Below are 21,871 nucleotides of genomic sequence, written 5' to 3' on the forward strand. Positions count from 1 at the left end.
GTGCAATCTGGCACGCTCTCGCACAGGCAAGTTTCCCTTGACTCCTCTCGCCGTGAACACTACGGCAAGTGAGCATTGTCCCCGCTGGATCGCCTCATGCCAGAGATTCGAATGCCCGACCTGACCGCTGAAACATTGGCAAGCCAGATGCATGCCAGTGCCCGTGCAGTTGCGACGGGAGTGGGAGATGAGAAACAACCAACCGTGGACCTGAATCCGGCCACCAGGTGGACCCTGTCTGCCTCCAAGGCCTTCTATAAAGCGGTATCATTCGTCAAGGCGAAAGCTGGACTCAAGGTGACTGAAAGGAAGTCTGAGCGGTACCGGAAATGGCCCCGGAGTTGGTTCCGCAGTCAGGCTCGCATTGATGCTGGGCTGATCGGTGTTATCAGGCAGCTGGTCCAAATGGCGGGCAAGTTCGATGCAGGATTGCGGAAGCACGACAAGGTCTTGCGCCGCCTTCTTCCCAAGGTGGAAGTCTTGCACTACTCGGCCGTCGATCTGCAGCGGGAGTTCCTCCATGTCTCGCGTCGGGCCGATCAAATGGAGGGCCAACTGCGTCAGTGCCTCTCCTTGCTTCAGCAGCAGTCGCAGACGATCTCCCGGCTCAATGAGGGGGCCAGCGCTCTACGACGGAGAGTGACCAGGCTGGAGTCTCTCTCAGCACGCCAGGCGATTGAGCTCAACAAACCCACTCGGCGGTCGGTGTCAGGGCCTCCAGAAGAGGTGCCTTCTTCCCCAGGAACGATGACGGCTCCGGCTTCCTCATCCACGGATTTCGAGTCACTTTACCTGGAGTTCGAAGGTCGCTTTCGCGGCAGTGGAGAAGAAGTGACAGAGCGCTTGAAAGAGTACCTCCCCATATTGGAGCGAGCCTGCCCGGGCAGCCGGCCGTTGGTCGCGCTCGATATCGGATCTGGCAGGGGGGAGTGGCTGCGACTCCTCAAGCAGCACGGGGTGATCGCTCGCGGCGTGGATGCGAATCCTGGGATGGTCTCACATGCCATAGAGCAGGGGCTGGAAATTACCCTTGGCAATGGTCTCGACTATCTCCGGAACCTTCCTTCCGCCTCGTTGGGGTTGGTCACTGCTTTCCATGTGGTGGAGCATTTGAAGATCGACGAACTGCTTGTGTTGATCGAGGAAACTGCCCGCGTGTTGGTTCCTGGCGGCATGGCCATCTTCGAGACTCCCAATCCCGCCAACCTCAGGGTTTCGACTTTCACGTTCCATTTGGACCCGACCCATCGTCAGCCCATTCCATCGCACTTGTTGGAGTTCCTGTGTCAATCAGTTGGGCTCACGGAAACGCAAGTCCTTGAACTGCACCCTGAAAAGGGCGGCGATACTTTTCCTGAGGAGGGTTCCCCCAAGGTTTCCCAACTCCTGAATCAACTCTTCCATGGGCCGCGGGACTACGCGGTCATCGCCCGGACACCTGCCTGATGAACATTCTCTTAGCGACGGTACAAGTTCCTTTTGTTCGCGGCGGTGCGGAGATTCTGGCGGAGAGTTTGCTCGGGGCCCTGCGGGGCGCTGGCCACAGAGCGGAGATCGTTGCCATTCCCTTCAAGTGGTATCCAGCCGAGGTGATCCCCGACCAGATGCTGGCTTGCGGACTTCTGGACGTCTCCGACTTCAACGATTGTCGTGTGGACAAGGTCATCGGTTTGAAATTCCCCGCCTATCTCATTCCTCATCCCAGGAAAACGATGTGGCTCATGCACCAGCACCGGCAGGCTTACGATCAGTGGGGCACCCAGTTCGGCCTCAACAACGACCCCATGGGCGCTCAGGTGAAGGAGGTCATCCATCGGGCAGATAAGAAGCTCTTTTCCGAATCGGGAGACATTTACACCATCGCGGGCAATGTGAGCCAGCGCTTGCGCCACTATTGCGGAGTGGAGTCCCGGCCACTCTACAATCCCCCGGCCGGAGCAGAGCTCTACACCTGTGATGCCGCAGGCGATTATTTCTTCTTCCCCAGCCGGGTGGATCTGGTGAAGCGCCAGTCCCTGGTGATCGAGGCACTGGCCAAGACCCGGCAGCCAGTGCGGGTGCGATTCGCGGGAGCCCCGACTTCGGAATCACAGATGAAGTCGATCCTCCAACTCGTGGCGCGTTTTGGCGTGGAGGATCGCATTCAATGGCTGGGATCAGTGAGTGAAGAGGACAAGAGAGCCCTCTATGCGCAGAGTTTGGGGGTCGTCTATCCGCCACTGGATGAGGACTATGGTTATGTGACGCTGGAGGCCATGCTGGCGTCCAAGCCGGTCATCACGTGCACTGACGCCGGGGGGCCGCTGGAGTTTGTGGTTGATGAAGAAACGGGCATCATTGCCGAATCAGATCCTGCCTCGCTGGCCGATGCCATGGACCGGCTTTGGCTGGATCGGAAAGTGGCAGCCCGCATGGGGCTCGCAGGGCGCGCCCGCTACATGGGGATGGATATCACCTGGGATCATGTGGTGAGCACACTCTTGCGCTAACCCAGCGGGACCCTGACGACTCATCACGCATGAAATGGAACTGGTTCGCCCCTCTGCCTCCTGCGGGAAGCGGCATAGCCGACTACACTGCCAACTTGCTGCCTGTGCTGGCCGCGCATGCTGAAATCACCCTTTGGACGAACTGTGACGGCTGGGACCCCCGTCTGGAGACGCATGCGAACGTTCGTGTAGCAGATGGCAACACCCTCTTTAAATTGCATGAAGCAGATGCCAATTTTTACCACCTAGGAAACAACCACCTGTTTCATTCCTGGATTTGGGACATCGCCCAGCGACATCCGGGCATTGTGGTTCTGCATGACTCGCACCTGCAACATTTCTTCTACGGCCACTACCTTCACCTCACGTCTTCACGAGGGCGATACGTGAATCAGATGGCCCGGTGGTACGGAGCTAATGGCCGTGAGGCAGCCCTGGATCTGCTTCAGGGAAACCGGACGATCGAATCCGTGTCCCAGGAGTACCCTCTCACCGTTCATGCCGTGGAAAAAGCGCTGGCTGTGGTGGTTCACACGACAGGTGCGCTGGAACAATTGTGCATCAACGCCCATTTGCCTCTGGTCCATGCCGCGCTTCCCTATGATCCCTCCACGCCGGAGCCGGAGAGGAAGGTGCCGGGTTGCCCTACAGAGCCCGAGAAGCTAATCCGACTCGTTTTGGTTGGGCACATTGGTTCGAACCGTCGGCTGGAGTCCATCTTGACTGCATTGGCAACGTTCCCCTGCCGGGATCGGTTTAGGTTGGATGTGTATGGTGCGGTCGCTTTGCATTCACACTTTGAGAGGCAAATTGCAAAAATGGGGCTGGCGGGGCAGGTGATGCTGCATGGTTTTGTGTCTGAAGAGGACTTGGATCGTGAGCTCAGCCAATGTGATCTGGCATTCAATCTCCGTTATCCCAGCATGGGAGAGGGCTCCCTGAGCCAGCTCCGTTACTGGGAGCATGCCCTGCCTACCCTTGTCACCCCCACCGGATGGTACGGCACCCTGCCGGAGGATGTGGTGGGGTTTGTGGATGTGCAGAATGAGCAGGCAGACATTTACCGCCATCTCCAGGAGCTGTTGTCGAATCCTGAAATGTACCGAAAAATGGGGAATAATGGCCGGAAACGCCTGCTCGAATTTCATTCGTCAGCAGCCTATGTGGAGACACTCAAGCAGGCGGTGGAGCGGGTGCCAGAGTTCCGCAGGCATTTTGCTGCCCGACGCCTTGCGGACCGGGTGGGGTGTGTCGTTGGTGGGTGGGGCGTGGAGCAGGGGGCAGACGAACTGTATGCCAGGGCCGCGAGGCGGATTCTTGAACTTTCCAACCCCAGCTAGGGTTCAGAGATGGCTGGCCGGGATCAGGCGCTTCTCCAAACCTGCCCATGCCCGAAGGGCTCTTCTGTCTGGCGAAGGGCTCTTCTGTCTGGCGAAGGGCTCTTCTGTCTGGCGAAGGGCTCTTCTGTCTGGCGAAGGGCTCTTCTGTCTGGCGAAGGGCTCTTCTGTCTGGCGAAGGGCTCCGGAGCATCACTAGCTCTCCTTCCAAAATGGCAGGTGTCTTGGTCTTGTGTCCGCGAGACGTGACGCCCTGGCCCAGATCGCTCGTGTGGTGCCAGCACGGGATGACGTCTGCGTGCCTTTGTCGTTCGTCACGGATCAGAGGGGGGCGCAATGTGGATCGGTTTTGTCCGAACGACGCCAGGATGTTGGGGCGGAGCGGAGGCTCGGGCGCGAAGAGGCAGGGCGGCGGCGGAAAGAGTTTCGACAGCGTGCAATGCGCCCAAGGTCCAGATCACCGGGTAAAGCTGCTCGTGATACCAGAGCCGCGCGAAGTAGAGCCCAATGGGGGCTGAGGGGAAGGTGGTGCCGGTCGCGGTGTGTTGGACGAGCCACTGGGTTCCTTTTGCCACCGCGTCTTCTGCTGACGAGCGTGTGCGGTTTCCTGCGTGCAGGGTGTGAAGGGCCAGCGCGGCAACTGATACGGCGGTCTCTTCCAGGCTCGCAGGTCCCGTCTCGCTTCCGCTCCAGCCGCCGTCAAGTTGCTGCCAGGCCAGGAGATTGCGGTGCCCGGTCTCCAGAATGACTTTGATCTCCGGAGTGTTGAGTCCTGAACTCAGCAGATGATTCATGATCTGGGCGGTCCCATACACATGATTCTCCTCCTCCTTGGCATGCTCATTGCCGAACCACAAGGGCACATGGTTGAACCCTGGGGCTCCTCGTGAGGGGGGGCGGGCGATGAAAGCGATGGCGCGGGGAATGCGCAGCGAGACTTCTTGCTGCAGCTCCTCCGGCAGGACCACCTGCCACAGGCCCCAGGCATGCAGGGCATGCGCCGTGATCTCTGGAGTGCTGCGGTCAAAGGGCAGGGTGCCCCAACCCCGGCAGAAGGTGGGGATGCCGCCGTCGCGATTCTGCAGATCCATGAGCCACTGCACGCCTTTGGCGACTGCGGGAGCGAGGGCCTGGCGCTCGGCTTCGTCTTCGCACAAATGCCAGAGGGCCACGAGAGCGCCGCTGGTGTCATCCGCATCCGGCACGCCGCCGGGCAGATCGGTCCAGGCCCAGCCGCCGGGGGCGGCATTGGTGAAGGGGTGTATTTCCTGATACTGCTGCTCCAGCAGCCAGGATTTCAAGGCGGGGATGTCCAGTGCCTCACGGCCTTCCGAGGTTGCGGTGAGCGCCTTGGTGGAAAGGGTGGTGCCCCAGGTGGCGAGATTGGTATCGATCGGCCAACTGCCGTCAGGGCGTTGGGAATCCTCCAGGAAGCGCACGGCTTCAGGAACGCAGGGATGGAACTTTTCACCCGCGCTGGCGAGCGCCATGGTGACAAAGCTCGTCAGCGGCGTGGCCTCCAGATAGCCGCCCGTGCTGGGCTGCAGGAGCTTCAGCATGGGGCTGATGCGCGGCCAGAGAGCCTTGCGCAGGGCGTGCAGCGGATTGAGCAGGGACGGCGGTGCGTGGTAAAACCGCGCATAGCCAATGGCGATCAGCGCTGGCAGCGCATAGCTCACCACGGGCAGGCCAATGGCTCCGAACCATTCACGGGGCATGGCCGCCAGCTCAAACGGCAGGGCCAGCACCCGGGACCAGGCCTCTTTCTCCGGCCCCAGGCGGCCGCCGATGGCGCACAGCATGAGGATGGGCACGGAGAAGGTCTTGTCCTTGCCATAGCGCGCCACCACCGCACGGCAGATCACCTCCGGCTCCAGGGACCCCGTTCTTTCCTTGATCCAGGCTTCGCAGTGCTGAATCGGCTCCGTGCGGTCCGGCTCGCACAGGCTGAGGGCCGACCAGCACAGCAGTGTGGTGGAGAGATTGCTCTTGCTCAGCGTGGTGTCACCCCAGCCGCCATCCTTGTTCTGGTGCAGCACCAGCCACCGCACCCCCTGCGCGATGCGGGCCGAATGCAGCGGGGCATCCACCAGATGCAGCGCCACAATGGCCGTGGCGGTGGAAAGGGCGCTGTTGGACAGATGCCCCTCCCAGTGCCCCCGGGCGTTCCGCAGAGACAGCAGATGCGCCCGGGTGTTCTGAATGGCTTCGGCAAGTGAGGGATCAGATGTCGCCATAGTGCCCTTCCTCCTGCCGAACCCATTTAGCATTTATCATTTCGAATTTAACATTCTACTGCAGCCCTTCCGCCATCTTCTGGAGCTGACCCAGCTTGGTGGCCCAGTCGGTCTCACGCTGGCGGTGATCGTCCAGCACCTTGGCAGGCACCTTTGAGGTGAAGTTCTCATCCGCCAGCTTGGCACGCACCTTCTCCAGTTCGGCCTCCACTTTGGCGATTTCCTTCTTCACGCGCTCCCGTTCTGCGGCCACGTCGATGAGGCCTTCCAGCGGGAGGAAGAGCTCGCCAAACGGCGTGAGCACCACCGGCGTGCCCTTCGGCGCGGCATAGGCGGGATCGAGGTCCAACGTCTCCGCGTTGAGGAGGATCTTCACCACCTCCACTTCGTGAGCAGCCAGTTCGGAGGCGGGCTTGAGCACGAAGCGCACGCGCTTGTTGCTCGCGATGTTGGCACCGCTCTTGAGGCCGCGACCGAGGTTCACCACTTCCTGTTTGGCGGCGGCAAATTTCTCCTCCTCCGCCGTGATGCCAAAGTAGGTGCGCTCGGCTTCGTCGAATGACTTGGGCCACGGGGCGAACATGATGGTGTCGCCGCCCTGGTCGGCGGGCATTTCCTTGTTGAAGCCCATGCCCTGCCAAAGCTCCTCCGTGATGAACGGAAGGAAGGGGTGGAAGAGGCGCAGCGTATGGCCGAGTACGAAGTCCATCACCGCCAGGGTGTTGGCCTTGCGGGCTTCATCGCTGCCGTTCAGCACGGCCTTCGTAGCCTCCACATACCAGTCACAGTACTCACTCCAGAAGAAGCGGTAGAGCGTGGCGGCGGCATCGCTGAAGCGATACTCCTCCAATGCCGTGGTCACTTCCTGGATGGCATCGCTGAGGCGGGCGAGGATCCACTTGTCGTCGCTGCTCAGCAGCTCGGGCTTGATCTCGCCCTCGGAGGCTCCGCCCTGCATCTGGCGGAAGCGGGCGGCGTTCCACAGCTTCGTGCAGAAGTTGCGGCCCAGTTCCACGTTCTTCTCATCGAAGAGCACGTCAGCACCCAGCGGGGCGCTGCGCATGATGCCGAAGCGGAGAGCATCGGCACCAAACTTCGAGATCAGCTCCAGCGGATCCGGCGAGTTGCCCAGGGACTTGGACATCTTGCGGCCCTGCTTGTCGCGGATGATGCCGGTGAAGTACACGTTCTTGAACGGCATCTCACCCATCCACTCGTAGCCAGCCATGATCATGCGGGCCACCCAGAAGAAGATGATATCCGGCCCCGTCACGAGGTCCGTGGTGGGATAGAAGGCCTTGAGGTCGTTGGTTTCCTTGGGCCAGCCCATGGTGGCAAAGGGCCACAACCAGGAGCTGAACCATGTGTCGAGCACGTCGGCATCCTGCGTCCAGCCATCGCCTTCCGGCGCGGTCTCGCCGCAGTACACCTCTCCCTCGCGATACCACACGGGCACGCGATGGCCCCACCAGATCTGGCGGCTGATGCACCAGTCCTGAATGCCGCCCATCCAGTGGTCATACACCTTGGCCCATCGGTCGGGGAAGAAGCGCATGCGCCCCTCGGCCACCACGGCCTGGGAGGCAGGCACGCTGGGGTACTTCAAGAACCACTGCTCGCTCAGGCGGGGCTCGATCGGCACACCGGCGCGCTCAGAGTAGCCCACGTTGTTCTGGTAGGGTTCCTCCTTCACGAGGTCGCCCATTTCACGGAGCAGTTCCACGGCCTTCTTGCGGGCTTCGAATCGGTCCAGACCCTGTAGGTCCTTTCCGGCGAGGTCGTTCATCGAGGCATTGGGGTTCATGATGTCGATCTGCGGCAGGTTGTGCCGTTGACCGATTTCAAAGTCCGCCTTGTCGTGTGCCGGGGTCACCTTCAGCACGCCCGTGCCGAACTGCGGGTCGATGTGGTCATCCGCCACAATCGGGATGCCAGCCTGATTTTCCAGGGGCAGGGGACGGCGCACGTGTTTGCCGATGAGATGGGCATAACGCTCATCCTTCGGGCTCACGGCGATCGCGGTATCGCCCGGGATCGTCTCGGGGCGAGTGGTGGCAATGGTCAGCCAGGTGCCCGGCTCCTCCACCACCTCCACTTTGAAGTAGTACAAGTGGCCGTTCTGCTGGCGCATTTCCACTTCCTCATCGCTCAGCGCGGTGAGGGCGGAGGGGCACCAGTTCACCATGCGCTTGCCACGATAGATCAGGCCCTTGTTGTACAGGTCCACGAACACCTTGGTCACGCACTTGGAGTACTCCTCGTCCATCGTGAAGCGCGTGCGCGACCAGTCGCAGGAGGCACCGAGGGCTCGCAACTGCTTGAGAATGATGCCGCCGAACTTCTCCTTCCACTCCCAGATCTTCTCCACCATCTTCTCGCGACCGAGGTCGTCGCGGTGCTTGATGGCCCCGTCCTTCTTGAGGGTCTTTTCCACCACGTTCTGGGTGGCGATGCCGGCGTGGTCCGTGCCCGGCAGCCAGAGCACCTCCTTGCCCAGCATGCGGGCACGGCGGGCCAGGATGTCCTGGATGGTGTTGTTCAGGACGTGCCCCAGGGTGAGGATGCCCGTCACGTTCGGCGGAGGGATGACGATCGAGTAGGCCGGGCGCTTGTCGCTCACGCGGGCGGGATCAGCGGTGAAGCAGCCACGCTCCAGCCATTGCGCATACCAGCGCTCTTCCACTTCGTTGGACGTGTAGGTCTTGCTCAGTTCGGGCATAGGGGCGCACAGCTTGCACCAAAGAGAGGGGGTTTGCAAACGGGCGCGAGAAACGATCCCGAGCCGTCCATCAGGATCAGCTTTGAATCCGGCGGGACTCGTATTACGTTTCCACCCTAGTGAAGTTCCGCCAGTTTTCCCGCCGCCTCCTTTCCCTGCTTGGGCTGGGCGGCCTCGTTGTGGTCCAATCCCTCTCCCTGGCTGGGCCCTCCACCGTCGAGACCTCGCTGGAGGATTTGCTCACCCTCCAGACCCAGATTCAGTCTGTGCAGGAGCGCACCCGGAAGGCCTTGGTGGCCATTGAGTGCGGGGGCGGGACCGCGAGCGGCGTCATCGTGAGCCCCAACGGTCTCGTTTTCACGGCCGCCCATGTGACGGGTGAGCCGAATCGCAAGGTGAAGGTCATCCTCTCCGACGGCCGCACGGTGGAAGGCACGTCTCTGGGCCTGGATACGGCCACCGATTCCGCAATGATCCAGCTGCCCGCCCCGGCCAAAGCCTGGCCGTACGTCTCCATCAGCCGGGAGACCCGCGAGGTGAAGGTGGGCGACTGGTGCTACGCCCTCGGCCATCCTGGCGGGTGGGACGTCGCCCGCGGCCCCGTTCTGCGCATCGGTCGCATCGTCAAGGTGGCGGCCAACATGCTCCAGAGCGACTGCGTGCTCATGGGCGGCGATTCCGGCGGGGCGCTTTTCAATCCCCAGGGGGATGTCATCGGCATCCACAGCCAGATCTGGCAGGGTCGGGATCAGAACCTCCACGTCAGCATGGCCCCCTTCCTCCGCGCGTGGGAGGTCATGAAAAAGGGGCAGGTCATCACGGCTTGGGCTCAGGGCAGTGGCGGCTGGATCGGCCTCAGTACGGAGGCAGCCGAGGGTGGGCTCAGCATTCGGGCCATTGCCCCGGACTCGCCCGCCATGAAGGCTGGCCTCAAGGAGGGCGATGTGATCATGAGCGTGAACAATGAGAAGCTGGCCGCTCCGGTGGACTTCTCCCAGGCCATTCGGAATCGCACGGCTGGCCAGTTGATCACGCTGAAAATCCGCTCGCCGCACGGGGAGCGGTTTGTTGAGGTGAAGCTCGGTCAGCGTCCAGAGCAGTAGATCGGTATCGAGAGGACCATCATGCGACTGATTCCATCTTTTCCAAGACCGGGGTGCTTCAGCCGGTCGCTTGTTTCGTTGGTGTGCTTTGCCTTGGTCGGGGGCTGGATGCTGGACGGCAGTGTGTTCGGCCAGGAAGTCCTGCCCGACGAACTGCGCACCAACGGCGCAGGTAGCCTCAAGGCGGTCCAGCCAGTCAAGAATCTGGCCATGCAGAGCGCCATCCAGCTTGGCAAGAGCAAGGACAATACACTCACTGGGGTGGTGGCAACGCCAGACGGGTACATTCTGACTCTCGCCAGCGAGGCAGAACCGCTGAAGCCGCTGCGCGCTTTCCTCCCGGATGGAACCAGCGCTGAGGTCCGCGAGGTCAAGCGCGAAGACCGGCTCAATCTGCTGCTCCTGAAAGTGGACCGGGCAGGTTTTATGCCTGCGGCCTGGGGTGAATCGCTCTCCCTGGACATCGGCCACTGGGTGGTGTGTCCCACCGAGCATGGCAGCGAGGTGCGACTGGGGGTGGTGAGTGCCAACCGTCGTGCCATCCCCAACTCCGGGGCGGTCCTGGGCGTGCGTTTCGGGCTGGATGACGCCGACGTGGGCGTCATCGTGGAGGAAGTGGCTGCAGACAGTCCCGCTAACGTGGCGGGCATCTTGAAGGATGACCTCATCCTGGCGGTCGATGGCAAGGGTGTCTCCAAGAATGAAGCCGTGGCCCGCATCGTCTCGGGCCGGCAGCCAGGGGATCTGATCAAGATCAAGTACCGCCGGTCCGGCGCAGACAAGGAGACGGAAGTCCGGCTCGCCAGCAAGAGCCGCGTGCTCATGAACTGGGCGGGCGAGGATTTTGGCAATCACGGCACCTCCTTCCGCACCGACAACTATCCGGAGATCATCCAGCACGATCTGCCCCTGGGCCCCATGGACATGGGCGGTGCCGTATTCGATCTTCATGGCCGCGCCATCGCCATCAACGTGGCCCGAGTGGACCGCGTCACCAACTATGCCCTGCCCGTCGAAGCCTTCCTGCCTGACCTGCTCAAGTGGCTGCGCGAAGACCGGAACGCAGAAAAAGAGAAGGCCAAGAAGAGGGAGAAGTGAGGTGGTTGGATGAACGCCTCAGCATATCGCGACGGCAATGATCCTCTCTCAAGAGTGTTCTTCGGGTCTTCGTCTCGTGAGAAGGTGGCACTGTTCAAGCAGCTCTTTAGAGGTCGTCCGGATGTCTATGCCAGGCGATTCACTTCAAAGAAAACAGGGGCAAGCGGGTATCAACCGGCCTGTGGGAACGAATGGGTGCGAGGGGTTTGCGAAAAGCCCCGCATCAAGTGCAGTGAGTGTCTTCATCAAAGATTCCTTCATCTGACTGATGAAGTGATCCGCTGGCATCTGATGGGGAAAAACGAGCGGAACGAGGACTTTGTGGCGGGCGTGTATCCGATGTTGTTGGATGAAACCTGCTGTTTTTTGGCGATAGACTTTGACGGGCAGACCTGGAAGGAGGATGCGAGTGCGGTCATCGAGGTGTGCGAGGGGCTGGGGTTGCAGGGAGCACTCGAACGATCCAGATCTGGCAATGGGGGACACCTGTGGTTCTTCTTTGAGCAGCCCGTTTCAGCTGCATTGGCAAGAAAGCTGGGCGCTCATCTTCTCACAGAAGCCATGGAGGGCAGGCCCGAGATCGGTCTGAAGTCCTATGATCGATTGTTTCCCAATCAAGACACCCTGCCTCAAGGAGGATTTGGGAACCTAATTGCCCTTCCTCTTCAAAAGGCGGCTAGAGATGACGGCAACAGCGAATTTGTGGATCCGGAGGCGCTGTTTGCATCCTGCCAAGATCAGTGGGCCTATCTCGCATCGATAAGGCGAGTTCGAACAAACAAGCTCTCCGAGGTCGTGCGAGCAGCCGAAGGGCGGGGCAGGATCATCGGCGTCACCTCCGCTTTGCCGGACGATGAGGGCGAGCCCCAGCCATGGACACTTTCTCCGTCCAGGCGGCGCGCGGCGCTACCCAAAGCGACGTTGCCATCCTCTCTGTTGATGGTGCTTGCCGACCAGATTTATATTCGCAAGTCGGACCTGTCCCCAGGATTGCGCAATCATATTGTGCGGCTTGCAGCGTTCCAGAATCCTGAGTTCTACAAGGCCCAGGCAATGAGGCTGCCGACCTACGACAAACCAAGATTGATTGGCTGTGCCGAAGAGTTGCAAGATCACATTGGCTTGCCGCGCGGATGTCTCGACGAATGCCTTCAAATGTGCAAAGACATGGGAATTCATCCGGAGATTCAGGATGAACGGTATGCTGGGATGCGGCTGGGCCTTGGATTTCAAGGGCAACTGAGAGATGACCAGAAGAAGGCCGCCGATGCGTTGATCAACCACGATACGGGAGTGTTGGCTGCAACAACGGCATTCGGCAAGACCGTGGTCTCGGCCTGGTTGATCGCCATGCGAAATGTCAACACTCTTGTATTGGTGCATCGTCAGCAATTGCTTGAGCAGTGGGTGGAGCGATTGTCGCAGTTTCTTGGTGTGCCGTCTGGAGAGATCGGCCGGTGGGGTGGCGGCAAAAAGAAGCCGAACGGAAGACTGGATGTTGCGTTGGTACAAAGCCTCGTGAGAAAAGGTGAAGTTGACGATCTGGTGGCCAACTACGGGCAACTCATTGTGGATGAGTGCCATCATGTATCTGCTCGGAGCTTCGAGTTGGTGGCTCGACGGGCCAAGGCAAAGTATGTCCTGGGGTTGTCAGCCACGGTGGACCGAAAAGACGGACATCATCCAATTGTCTTCATGCAGTGCGGCCCGGTACGGTATAAAGTTGATGCGAGGCTCGCGGCCCAATCGAGGCCGTTTGGGCATCAGGTAATCGTGCGGCCTACTGCTTTCAAGGCCATGGGAGAATCTGATCCCGACAGGAGGATGGAGTTTCAAAGGCTCTCATCCGGGTTGATCGAATCAGACATTCGAAACGCCATGATTTGCAATGATGTCTTGGCGGCTGTGAAAGCAGGGAAGTCCCCGCTCGTGCTGACGGAGAGAACCAACCACTTGGAGGTGTTGCACAGCCTGCTGAGACCAGTCGTTGCCAATGTCATCACGTTACAAGGGGCAATGGGGAAAAGGCAACTTCAGGAGCAACTGGAACGTCTGGCGGGCATTCCGGCGGACGTGGACAGGGTCGTGCTCGCCACCGGGAAGTTCGTGGGTGAAGGATTTGATGACCCAAGGCTTGATGCACTGTTTGTGACCATGCCCGTCTCTTGGCGCGGCACCGTCGCGCAATATGCCGGGCGGTTGCACCGTCTCTATGAGGGGAAGAAAGATGTCCAGATTTACGACTACGCGGATTTGGACGTGCCGATGTTGTCTCGCATGTTCGACAAGAGATGCGCGGGATATGAGGCGGTCGGCTATACGATCTTGCTTCCGGCGAGTGCTCTTCCTGGGTGGCCTCCGGAAGTGCCTCTGCCGGTTGAGGATCAGTGGAAGAGTGACTATGCGGCTAGTGTGCGCCGCCTGATTCGAGACGGCGTGCAACAGCCGTTGGCGAGTCTATTTGTCCATGTGGCAAGAGACTTCCCGCGAGACGCCACCGGGGTCCAGAGAGCCAGGAGTGCATCGGAGGCTTTTCTGTTTGAGAGGCTCGAAAGCCTAGGGGAGACAAACGGAAAATTCCGGCTGAATCACAGGGTCTCTATTCCTTTCGACAGCGCTAGCGAGATGGAGTTGGACCTGTATTGCGAGTCGGCGCGGCTCGCGGTAGAAATCGATGGGGGCCAGCATCTGAGCAGTGAGGACGCCTATCGAAGAGATCGAAGGAAGGATGCCCTGCTCCAGATGAACGGCATCATGGTCTTGCGTTATCTTGCCGTGGATGTCGGCAAACGGTTGGACATGGTATTGGACGGCATCCTTAGCGGTCTCCAGTGCCGCGCACGATGAGGAGCTTGTTCATAGAATTTCATCCCCCGGGTCCGGGGCATTTCTAGGAACCTTCTTGAGCACAGCTTCGAAGCGCTTCCGGTCACCCTTCTTTGCCTGTTCCTTGAGGAAATCGGCAGTGAGAAGCGCAGAAACTTTTTCGGCGGCTGCCGAGGCGAGGAACTGGTTGATCGAAACGCCATCTTCACGCGCCAGTTCCTTGATTTTGTTATGAAGCGAGTCCGGTAGCCGGATGGTTAGTGCGCTCATGTGAGTCCTCCGATTTGATTGATAAACTCCCCAGGCCTTACAGAATGAATGCCGAACATGGTAGCGGGCTTAAAGTCGGAGAGATTTTGGGTAACGATGTAGTCGGCACCGCTGGCAACTGCCAGTTCCAGCACCATATCGTCTTTGGGATCAGAAAGCACGGGGCGCCACAGGTAGAATATCTCCTGTAAGTGTGAGATGCGCGTGAAGTACTGGCACACCGCATCGATATCTGATGGGAGAATCTCCTCGGGCAACAAGCCTGGGCGTTTCAAAACCGAAATGTATTCAAAGTATAGGGGTACAGAAAGCACGGTTTTGAATTTCGAATTTGGCAAAGACCCTAAAATTGCATGGGAAGCTCCCTTCGATGACCGGAGGGCGCTGACCAAGATATTTGTATCCAAAACGACGCGCAATGTGGTATCACTGGTAATACCATATTTTGGAATGTCAAGGTTCCAGATAGCGAATGTCGCATCCCAGAACTAGGTACGGGCCGGCAATGATCGTGAGGACGCGATCTATAGGCAGTTGGACGCAAAGGGGTTGCGATTTAGATCTCCTGTCGTATCTTCGTTCACCGATGACAGAATAAGAGCATCAGACTCCAAGTGGTTTCCTGAATCCCGCGCTCCATTGATGAGCCCGGGCAGCGGCGAGGTGATTTCACAGGCTGCTTGTCAACGCCAACCTGCTCTTCCGCCTCATCATGTCGATGACGCGGGTCCATGCTCATGTCTACCTCGGTTTCTTTTGCCAATGTCACTTGGTGCACCCCTGATGGTGACCCTCTCTTCACAGATCTGACCCTGGCCCTCACGGGCTGTCGGACGGGCCTCGTCGGCCGCAATGGCGTGGGGAAGTCCACGCTGCTCAAGCTCATCGCGGGTGAACTCCGGCCGCATGCCGGGAAGGTCACTGTCCAAGGTCGGGTGGCGTTCCTGGAACAGGTGGTTCAGGAAATAGAGGGCCAGACAGTCGCCGCGCTCTTCGGGGTGTGTGATGGACTCGCCCTGCTGCGCCGCGCCGAGGCAGGCACGGCTGAACTCGATGAACTGGGGGACGTGGACTGGACCTTGGAGGCGCGTATTTATGCCGCGCTGGGCAAGGTCGGCCTTGATGCCGGTCCGGACACTCTTTTGCAGGAGCTTTCCGGCGGCCAGCGCATGCGGGCCGGATCGCGGCGGTCTGGTTTGCAGAACCTGATCTGCTGCTGCTGGACGAGCCCACCAACAATCTCGATCGCGAGGGCAGGGAGGCGGTGCACACCCTCCTGAAGGAATGGTCGCACGGAGCGATTGTGATCAGTCACGATCGGGAGTTGCTGGAAAACATGGACGTCATCGTGGAGCTCTCGTCACTGGGAGCGAGGAAATATGGTGGCAACTGGTCCCACTACCGGGAGCGCAAGGCGCAGGAACTGGAGGCCGCCCAGCATGATCTCGCTCATGCGCAGAAGCGTCTGGCGGAGGTGGGTCGTGATGCGCAGGTTGCCGTGGAGCGCAAAGCTCGGCGGGATGCGGCAGGCCGGCGCAAGAGCGCAAAGGGTGGGGAACCGCCCATCCTGCTGGGGGCCCGGAAAGATCGTGCAGAGGACTCAGGAGGGGTTGGTGCCCGTTTGGCGGAGCGCCGACGGTCGGAGGCGGCGGAAGGGCTATCCGCTGCGCGGGGTCGTCTGGAAGTGATCCAGCCCTTCACCGTGGCCCTGGCACCCTCGGGTCTTCCTGCTGGCAAGACCGTGCTGGAGGTGAATGCAGTCACGGCTGGCTATGAACCGGGACAGCCCATTGTGCGGGATGTTTCGTTCTCCATCACCGGACCGGAACGAGTGGCGGTTCAGGGCCGGAATGGCTCGGGCAAGACCACCTTGTTGCAGGTGATTTCCGGCAAGCTTGCTCCGTGGGCCGGCAGTGTTAGATTGGGGGTGCCATTTGCCATGCTGGATCAGCAGGTGAGTCTGTTGATTCCCCAGCTTTCCATTCGGGATAACTACCGGAAGCTGAACCCTGACAGCGATGAAAATGCGTGCCGGTCCTCCCTGGCGAGATTCCGTTTCCGGGCAGACGCCGCCTTACAGACCGTCGCCACCTTGAGCGGCGGGCAGTTGTTAAGGGCTGGGCTGGCCTGTGTCCTCGGCGGCACTCATCCGCCTCCTTTGTTGATCCTCGATGAGGGACAAATGACGACGTTACCGCCTTCCGGCATGCCCTCGTGGAGTTCGACAAGGACGCTCAAGGGCAGGACATCCCAAAGGAATTGCAGCTCGGGGCAATCATCCACTCTGGTCTTCCAATCACCGCCATCCTCGACAGCGGAAACAAGAGCGTTCACGCCTGGGTGCGCGTGGATGCTGCCAACCTTGAGGAATACAATGCGAGAGTGGACGCAGTATATGGGCTCTTCGACTCTGCCGCGTTGGAACCTTCCAACCGCAACCCGTTGCGGCTCTCGCGGTGCCCGGAGGGGCGGCGCACCGAGAAAGGTGAAGTGAGGGAGCAACGATTGCTCGCCTTGAACCCGGGAGCGAAGAGTTGGGCGGACTTCGAGCGAGTTCGCAATACGGCAAACCTTGGGGAGCCTATCAGGCTGGACTACCTGCTAGACTACAACACCAAGGAAGATCCAAACAACATGATTGGCAACCGCTGGCTTTGCCTCGGTAGCTCCCTCGTGATTGTCTCTCATCCGACTCAACGGCGTTTGGATGGCTCCCGCCCCAAAGTTGGAGGCTCTTGGCCTGGAAGATGAGTTTCAGGAGGGCGGCGGGAGCCGATGTCGCTCCTCGTTGCCAGAGCCGGATTGGTGCAAGGTGGCGGAACAACTCTGGCAGGAGCATGCTTGCTTGAAGCACTCCATGGACCAAGAACGCGAGCGGCAGAAGTTGGAACGCAACCCACACCGGGACGCGCTGGAAGACTTCCGGCGCGCGTGCTGACCCTCTTCCGGGCGATCCTCCGCGAGCTTACCCCGAAACGCTGGCGGACCAGGGAGGTGGAGGCGTGACTCTGCCGCTCTTCCTTTTCTGTGATGTGTCGCGGTATCGGTCCGCCCTTGAGCTGGCCCAAGCGGCAGCGATGGAGCACGAAGAGGCTATGCTTGCGGTATGCGCGAGCGTGTCCGTCGAATGCATTCAATTGGAAACGCCCGGCGACTGGAAGCCGCGCAATCGCTGCCGTGGGTCGGACGCAACACCGTTGTGATTGGATTGTTGGCGGCAATCATGGCCGGAGAGTGGCCACCCGCCGAAGTTGACACCGCCGCAAAGGCGGACTCCGCCGGAAGCGAGTGGACACAGTAGGCTAAGCGGCTAGGGAAACATGATCTCACCCGGCGGAGTCTCTCATATTGTGGCCCCGCTCCCCGCGTTTCGGTATCAAGACGATGTAAATCGCCCCTTTAACGTCAGCAACTCACTGATTCACTTCAACAGGCGTGATCACCGTTCGCTTTCCGTCTTTGAGGTACTTGTCAAACAGCGTGTTGGTCTGCGTCGGGTTGTATTCAGCCAGCTTTGTCCGTTTCAAGTGATCACCTTCAATAACATAAGCGTGCATGATCGCGACCGGCTCTCCTGCACGCGGATTCTTGATCTGCTCAAATACTATAGCCTTTGCACTCCCAACTTCTGACACGTTACCCACAAAGACGGCCCCCAGATCAATACTCAGGAGAACGCCAGAGGATATTTGATCGCCCTCATGGACTTCGTCACACTTGATGAAGCCAGCAGGTGTTGCTATGTAAATGAGCCAATCGGCAGGCTCGTTGGTGGCTGAAGCTTTGTCGTAACTGGCTTTGTCAGTGACGAACACTTCGTTTAGGCCATCCCCGTTAATGTCGGCTTCCCATTTCACAAGCGCTGCTGAGGGACTGAGGGATGAAAAGATCTGTCTATAATTGGAGAGGGGATTCGACACTTGTGCGCAAGCAGTCGCTTGCACTGCAAGACTAAACAGGATCAAAAATATTCTCATGGCTATTCGATGTGTTGATTAATATGTTGGCAATAGTCGTTCACGTTTTCGTGGAACTGCCAAAATCTCGTGGTCTGCCCACCTTGCACTCTTGCTTCAGGAGTCCATGGTGTTCTACGATTGCTGCCGTTGACAATTCGGCTCGGCAGGCCAGCGGTGCCATTATAGTAGGTGGCGGTTATGGCCTCAAGCCCGGACAACCTACCTTTTGCAGGCAGTGGGCCATTTTGGTTGTATGTGTTCGTGAGACCGTTCTCAAGTCTTTGTGCGGCAGGAAGTTTTCCTTGTAGTTCTCCAATGGCTCGATTGCAGTTTTCCTGCCAGTTCCAAATCTCATTCCGGTCTATAAAGCCCTCGCTTGTCTGATTGCCGTCGGGTGTCTTTGGTCCAAGCGTCACCTGGAAAATGCCATAGCCGCCCGGCCCATTTTGATTGTAGCCTGTAGCGCGGTTGTACCCTCGATCCAGATTGTACAACGGCCAAGATTTGGCCCATGCTGCCCATCCCATGTCACCAGCGTTGTCGCCAATGCGCCCCCCTATGCCTTGGTAATCTGTATAAAAGTGATTGTAGAAGCGACCTCGGACTCTCCCAAAAGTCTCATGCTTTGCGATAGCATAAGCGTACCAAAACGTAGCACCTGCTTTCCAATCAATGTACTGCCGGGCTTTTGATTCCTCAGGATTTTTGCCCCCTATCCGAAACCGGAATACTTCCTTGGGGGGGTGGGCTGGGTCACTTGAGAAAATCGCGTAAACCTTTGCGATCCCTCCGAAAAACCCATTCTCATCGAGCTGGCGCTCCCAGTCGGACGACTCCCAAACTTTCCACACCTCGTTTGCGGGGCGCGGAGCAAGCATGCCGTCCGCCCCCGCCTCAAGTTCAGGAAGGCGGACCTTGTCTTCCGGTCGTGAAAAATCTTGGACGTAGGAGGCGCGATAGCCGTTTCCTCTTTTGTATTCGATCTCGATCTTCCAGCTTACTTCCAATGACGTCGGAGCCTGCGGAATGCTGATCTCAATGCGGGGCATTTCCGGCCTGTCGCCGAAGCCATCGTGCGGTTTGATTAATGCAATGGTCGAATCTGGAATCTGCTTCTGAAGATTTGCAGTGGTCCACGAATCTTCATCTAGCGGGAGCGAGGTCAGTGTCCGATCGCCATCCCTGACTTCAATCGGCATCAGATCTTCCGACACCGAATTGCCGTTGGCCGTGGTGTCCGCTTTGAGACCAATAGTCCCATTGTTTTGCTCTCCTCCGGCCCCCGAGGTGGAGTAGTTCGGGGCAATGGTGAGTGTCTGCGCCGCCGCCTTCTGCACTTCACCGTTCTCTCTGGTCACTTTCAGAAACGCCATCGTCACCGGTGAGAGACGCTCCGCCCTGGGCTTGTTGGGCCGCCACTTCAGGCGCACCTCCATGGCTCCGCCAGACCAGTTCAGGGCACTGTCCATCTGATATGAGGTTTCCCAAGTGGCTCCATTGGAGTACGCACCGGCAGGTGGTGATCCGCCTCCGCTGCCTTGTGAGATACTGCTGAAGCTTGAGTTCACCGACAGCAGACCGTAAGCAGAATACCAGCCGTTCTCCACATTGGCAAGGTCACCCAGTGTCGCCTGGGTGGCCTCCAGACTTTCATAGACGGGCGTTTCCCGGAAGTCGCTGTAAGAGGCGCTGCCTTGCTTCAGCGGCGTCACATACTCCGTCCAGCCTGAATAGGGTTGCCAGGAGCCCATATAGGAAGGTTCGTCGAAGGGGGAGTAGTACATCCAGTAGGTGTGCTCGATCTGGCCTCCGGCGTCTTGATAGTACGCATTGATGGAGCGGGCCTGAACCTCCACGTAGCCAGCGGGGTCAAGCAATTCGGGTTTGCTTTCTGGATCTTTGGCATCGGTGTTGGAGTTTTTCTCCTCATCGTCATACGATCCATCCCCGTCAGTATCCTGGTTGAAAGGGTCTGTTCCTTCTTGCACTTCGTCCCAGTTTGACAGACCATCCCCGTCACTGTCCAACGGTGTAGTTCCTCCGGGGTTCTCAACGTGCTTGAGCTTGAAGAAGCTCCGTTCTGATGTGTTGGCAAAACCCCAGGTGATTACGCTGTCGTTGCCATGCTCCTCAACAGGAAAGTAGTTCCACGTTCGGAGGTCTTCAGACTGTAGGATGTAGTAGGAACGGCCTGCCGCGCCCCACCATGACAGTGTATAGGTGCCCGATTCTGGATCTCGATCAAGCTTAAGCCCGGAATTGAGATCGTCAGCGGTCTGGGAAAGGGCCGCAAACGCACCCAGGAAGATCCAGACGGCAAACAAGCAAAAACGTTTCATTGTTCTGTGCCCCCAGTCTGGTGGCGGCTGCTCTTGATGGGCCAGATTTGAATAACCGTATCCTTCGGCGCTGGGGGATGATCCTTCAGCCATTGTTCACGGGCTGCTTGCTCTGTCTCCCTTTGTTGGCGCGCCTGTTGAAGGGCCAGTTTGTTCGTGTCGTAGTAGGCCAACAAGTCTTCGAGGCCCTGGCAATCGGCGTCTAGGTGAGCAGGAGAGGGCGCGGGTCCGCTGAGTTGATAGCTGGTGTATCCGGCGGGAAATGTGTCCAATGCTGGCAACTGGACTAGCTCGCTTGGCGAGGCTCCCGAGGATAAAGCCTCAGCGTTTTGGATCGTGAGTTCTTCCGAGGTGCTCTTACCGAGGCCAAAGAGAATGGAGTAGGCGGCATCAGTGGTCTCGAAGACGCCAACTCCAGCAAGATCCGCCATGTCGGCATTCACTTGCGCTCTGTATTTGCGTCCCTCTACGATCCAATCCAGAACACTTATTGTGCCGTCATAGACGGTGACGGAAAAGACTAGAAGATGGTGGGACTTTTCGGGACCGGGGGGCTCGGGTGGACTTGGAGCCGCAACCGCTGGTTCTGCCTGTTGCGTGGTTGGTAATAATGGCGGGGCGATCCGTTGTAGAGTCACTTTCCGTCCCTCTTCGAAGTAGGTGATTTGCTGGAGCACCTGCCGGGGAGTTGGCTCAACAGTCGATTGGTCTTGGGCGAGAACGAAGGTGTTGAGCATTAACAGAATGCTGGCGACAGTTTGAAACGACAACCTCCTTGATTTCATCTGGTTTTTCCGTGCGGTATATAAGGAAAGCTTTCATGGCAAGTCCGTCCTTGCATTCCATGCCAAAACATCGTGAGCGCAAGCATACGCTCGATTGTTTCCCGGTAAGCTGGGAATCCTCCAGACGAATCAATTGCGGGCCGGGCTGGCCTGTGTCCTCGGCGGCACTCATCCGCCTCCTTTGTTGATCCTCGATGAGCCGACCAACTCCTTGGACATTGAGTCCATTGAGACGGTGGAGGCCGGGCTCCGCGGGTATGATGGGGCTCTGCTCGTGGTCAGTCATGATGAGGTGTTTCTTCAAGAAGTTGGCATCCATCGGCGGATCTCTCTGCCCATGTCGTGACGGCGCCTTGACGCAGGAACGAGACGGTTGGAATCAGATGCGCTGGCTGGTTGTGAAGTCTGCCAGCCACTTCATATCGGAGTCGATAGATGCGACATCGCCCCTGACGCGGAAGCCCACCCAAGGCTCAGTGCCAGCCGATGCGAGATACAGTGTTCGCTCGAACTCCCGGCTCCATCCCCAAACACGCGGCGAATGAGGCTAGCCTTTGGCGGAATCGTGTTGCAGCAACGCGTGGACGGCCGGTGTCCACGGGCCGACGGGGCGTCGGATTCGGCTGCCGAATCGCGTCACGGTGGAGACGCTGCCGGACGCGGACTCTCCCTCCTTCAGATCGCGTCCGGTGTTTGACATCCCTGCGTT

General features: G+C 59.0%; 14 protein-coding genes and 2 pseudogenes. 8 read left to right on the forward strand and 8 right to left on the reverse strand.

All coding sequences use genetic code 11. The annotated features are described in order from the left end of the window. Positions 1-96: 96 nt before the first annotated feature. Genes VSP_RS38845 through VSP_RS02990 form a run of 3 tightly spaced genes read left to right on the forward strand, consistent with a single transcriptional unit; the run spans position 97 to position 3,829 of the window. Complete coding sequence (locus VSP_RS38845) at positions 97-1,446, forward strand: class I SAM-dependent methyltransferase (RefSeq protein WP_157210706.1); 1,350 nt, start codon at positions 97-99, stop codon at positions 1,444-1,446. After that, positions 1,446-2,489 (forward strand): glycosyltransferase family 4 protein, encoded by a 1,044-nt coding sequence (locus tag VSP_RS02985; protein ID WP_009958637.1) that lies wholly within the window; start codon positions 1,446-1,448, stop codon positions 2,487-2,489. Before VSP_RS38845 ends, VSP_RS02985 begins: the two co-directional genes overlap by 1 nt. A 29-nt stretch (positions 2,490-2,518) precedes the next feature. Next, a complete protein-coding gene (locus tag VSP_RS02990) occupies positions 2,519-3,829 on the forward strand; it encodes a glycosyltransferase (protein WP_009958639.1) in 1,311 nt (436 codons plus the stop codon). A gap of 311 nt (positions 3,830-4,140) precedes the next feature. Here VSP_RS02990 and VSP_RS33610 read toward each other — a convergent pair whose 3' ends face one another. Then, complete coding sequence (locus tag VSP_RS33610) at positions 4,141-6,063, reverse strand: prenyltransferase/squalene oxidase repeat-containing protein (RefSeq protein WP_009958640.1); 1,923 nt, start codon at positions 6,061-6,063, stop codon at positions 4,141-4,143. A gap of 55 nt (positions 6,064-6,118) precedes the next feature. Beyond that, positions 6,119-8,782, reverse strand: a complete 2,664-nt coding sequence (locus VSP_RS03000; RefSeq protein ID WP_009958641.1) for a valine--tRNA ligase — start codon at positions 8,780-8,782, stop codon at positions 6,119-6,121. A gap of 119 nt (positions 8,783-8,901) precedes the next feature. On the opposite strand from VSP_RS03000, the gene VSP_RS33615 reads away from it, so the two are divergent. The 3 genes from VSP_RS33615 to VSP_RS03015 are packed head-to-tail and all read left to right on the forward strand — an operon-like array spanning position 8,902 to position 13,830. Next, entirely contained in the window at positions 8,902-9,885 is a 984-nt protein-coding gene (locus VSP_RS33615) for a S1C family serine protease (RefSeq protein ID WP_009958642.1), read from the forward strand. Between the two features lie 21 nt (positions 9,886-9,906). After that, positions 9,907-10,983: a S1C family serine protease gene (locus tag VSP_RS03010; RefSeq protein ID WP_081452368.1), complete on the forward strand. Its 1,077-nt coding sequence runs from the start codon at positions 9,907-9,909 to the stop codon at positions 10,981-10,983. Positions 10,984-10,992: 9 nt separating this feature from the next. Next, the gene (locus VSP_RS03015; protein ID WP_081452369.1) at positions 10,993-13,830 is read left to right on the forward strand and encodes a TOTE conflict system archaeo-eukaryotic primase domain-containing protein; all 2,838 of its coding nucleotides are present in this window, start codon (positions 10,993-10,995) and stop codon (positions 13,828-13,830) included. Between the two features lie 9 nt (positions 13,831-13,839). Here the strand turns inward: VSP_RS03015 and VSP_RS03020 are convergent, their stop codons facing one another. Beyond that, positions 13,840-14,079: a YlcI/YnfO family protein gene (locus VSP_RS03020; protein ID WP_009958648.1), complete on the reverse strand. Its 240-nt coding sequence runs from the start codon at positions 14,077-14,079 to the stop codon at positions 13,840-13,842. Next, positions 14,076-14,498, reverse strand: coding sequence for a putative toxin-antitoxin system toxin component, PIN family (locus VSP_RS03025; protein ID WP_075087451.1), 423 nt, complete (start codon positions 14,496-14,498; stop codon positions 14,076-14,078). The genes VSP_RS03020 and VSP_RS03025 overlap by 4 nt, the downstream gene beginning before the upstream one ends. 318 nt (positions 14,499-14,816) lie before the next feature. On the opposite strand from VSP_RS03025, the pseudogene VSP_RS43790 reads away from it, so the two are divergent. Then, positions 14,817-16,255, forward strand: a pseudogene (locus VSP_RS43790) (ABC-F family ATP-binding cassette domain-containing protein); the annotation flags it as partial. Positions 16,256-17,492: 1,237 nt separating this feature from the next. Here the strand turns inward: VSP_RS43790 and VSP_RS03040 are convergent. The 3 genes from VSP_RS03040 to VSP_RS03050 are packed head-to-tail and all read right to left on the reverse strand — an operon-like array spanning position 17,493 to position 21,114. Further along, a complete protein-coding gene (locus VSP_RS03040) occupies positions 17,493-18,056 on the reverse strand; it encodes a hypothetical protein (RefSeq protein WP_009958653.1) in 564 nt (187 codons plus the stop codon). 2 nt (positions 18,057-18,058) lie between these two features. Continuing rightward, positions 18,059-20,377 (reverse strand): thrombospondin type 3 repeat-containing protein, encoded by a 2,319-nt coding sequence (locus VSP_RS03045; protein ID WP_029190137.1) that lies wholly within the window; start codon positions 20,375-20,377, stop codon positions 18,059-18,061. After that, complete coding sequence (locus VSP_RS03050) at positions 20,374-21,114, reverse strand: hypothetical protein (protein WP_009958656.1); 741 nt, start codon at positions 21,112-21,114, stop codon at positions 20,374-20,376. The genes VSP_RS03045 and VSP_RS03050 overlap by 4 nt, the downstream gene beginning before the upstream one ends. Before the next feature lie 181 nt (positions 21,115-21,295). On the opposite strand from VSP_RS03050, the pseudogene VSP_RS03055 reads away from it, so the two are divergent. Further along, positions 21,296-21,508, forward strand: a pseudogene (locus VSP_RS03055) (P-loop NTPase family protein); the annotation flags it as partial. Between the two features lie 201 nt (positions 21,509-21,709). On the opposite strand, the gene VSP_RS41865 reads toward VSP_RS03055, so the two are convergent. Beyond that, entirely contained in the window at positions 21,710-21,862 is a 153-nt protein-coding gene (locus tag VSP_RS41865) for a hypothetical protein (protein WP_198141303.1), read from the reverse strand. Positions 21,863-21,871: the final 9 nt, after the last annotated feature.

Origin of the sequence: Verrucomicrobium spinosum DSM 4136 = JCM 18804, assembly GCF_000172155.1 — a bacterium.
In the GTDB taxonomy this organism is placed as follows: Bacteria; Verrucomicrobiota; Verrucomicrobiia; order Verrucomicrobiales; family Verrucomicrobiaceae; genus Verrucomicrobium; species Verrucomicrobium spinosum.

What these genes read in the sequence shown, in the direction of transcription:
- VSP_RS02985 (WP_009958637.1), top strand. Translation starts at nt 1,446, where the DNA reads ATGAACATTCTCTTAGCGACGGTACAAGTTCCTTTTGTTCGCGGCGGT.
- VSP_RS03020 (WP_009958648.1), bottom strand. Translation starts at nt 14,079, where the DNA reads ATGAGCGCACTAACCATCCGGCTACCGGACTCGCTTCATAACAAAATC.
- VSP_RS38845 (WP_157210706.1), top strand. Translation starts at nt 97, where the DNA reads ATGCCAGAGATTCGAATGCCCGACCTGACCGCTGAAACATTGGCAAGC.
- VSP_RS03015 (WP_081452369.1), top strand. Translation starts at nt 10,993, where the DNA reads ATGAACGCCTCAGCATATCGCGACGGCAATGATCCTCTCTCAAGAGTG.
- VSP_RS03000 (WP_009958641.1), bottom strand. Translation starts at nt 8,782, where the DNA reads ATGCCCGAACTGAGCAAGACCTACACGTCCAACGAAGTGGAAGAGCGC.
- VSP_RS02990 (WP_009958639.1), top strand. Translation starts at nt 2,519, where the DNA reads ATGAAATGGAACTGGTTCGCCCCTCTGCCTCCTGCGGGAAGCGGCATA.
- VSP_RS33610 (WP_009958640.1), bottom strand. Translation starts at nt 6,063, where the DNA reads ATGGCGACATCTGATCCCTCACTTGCCGAAGCCATTCAGAACACCCGG.
- VSP_RS03040 (WP_009958653.1), bottom strand. Translation starts at nt 18,056, where the DNA reads ATGAGAATATTTTTGATCCTGTTTAGTCTTGCAGTGCAAGCGACTGCT.
- VSP_RS03050 (WP_009958656.1), bottom strand. Translation starts at nt 21,114, where the DNA reads ATGCTCAACACCTTCGTTCTCGCCCAAGACCAATCGACTGTTGAGCCA.
- VSP_RS03010 (WP_081452368.1), top strand. Translation starts at nt 9,907, where the DNA reads ATGCGACTGATTCCATCTTTTCCAAGACCGGGGTGCTTCAGCCGGTCG.
- VSP_RS41865 (WP_198141303.1), bottom strand. Translation starts at nt 21,862, where the DNA reads ATGTCAAACACCGGACGCGATCTGAAGGAGGGAGAGTCCGCGTCCGGC.
- VSP_RS03045 (WP_029190137.1), bottom strand. Translation starts at nt 20,377, where the DNA reads ATGAAACGTTTTTGCTTGTTTGCCGTCTGGATCTTCCTGGGTGCGTTT.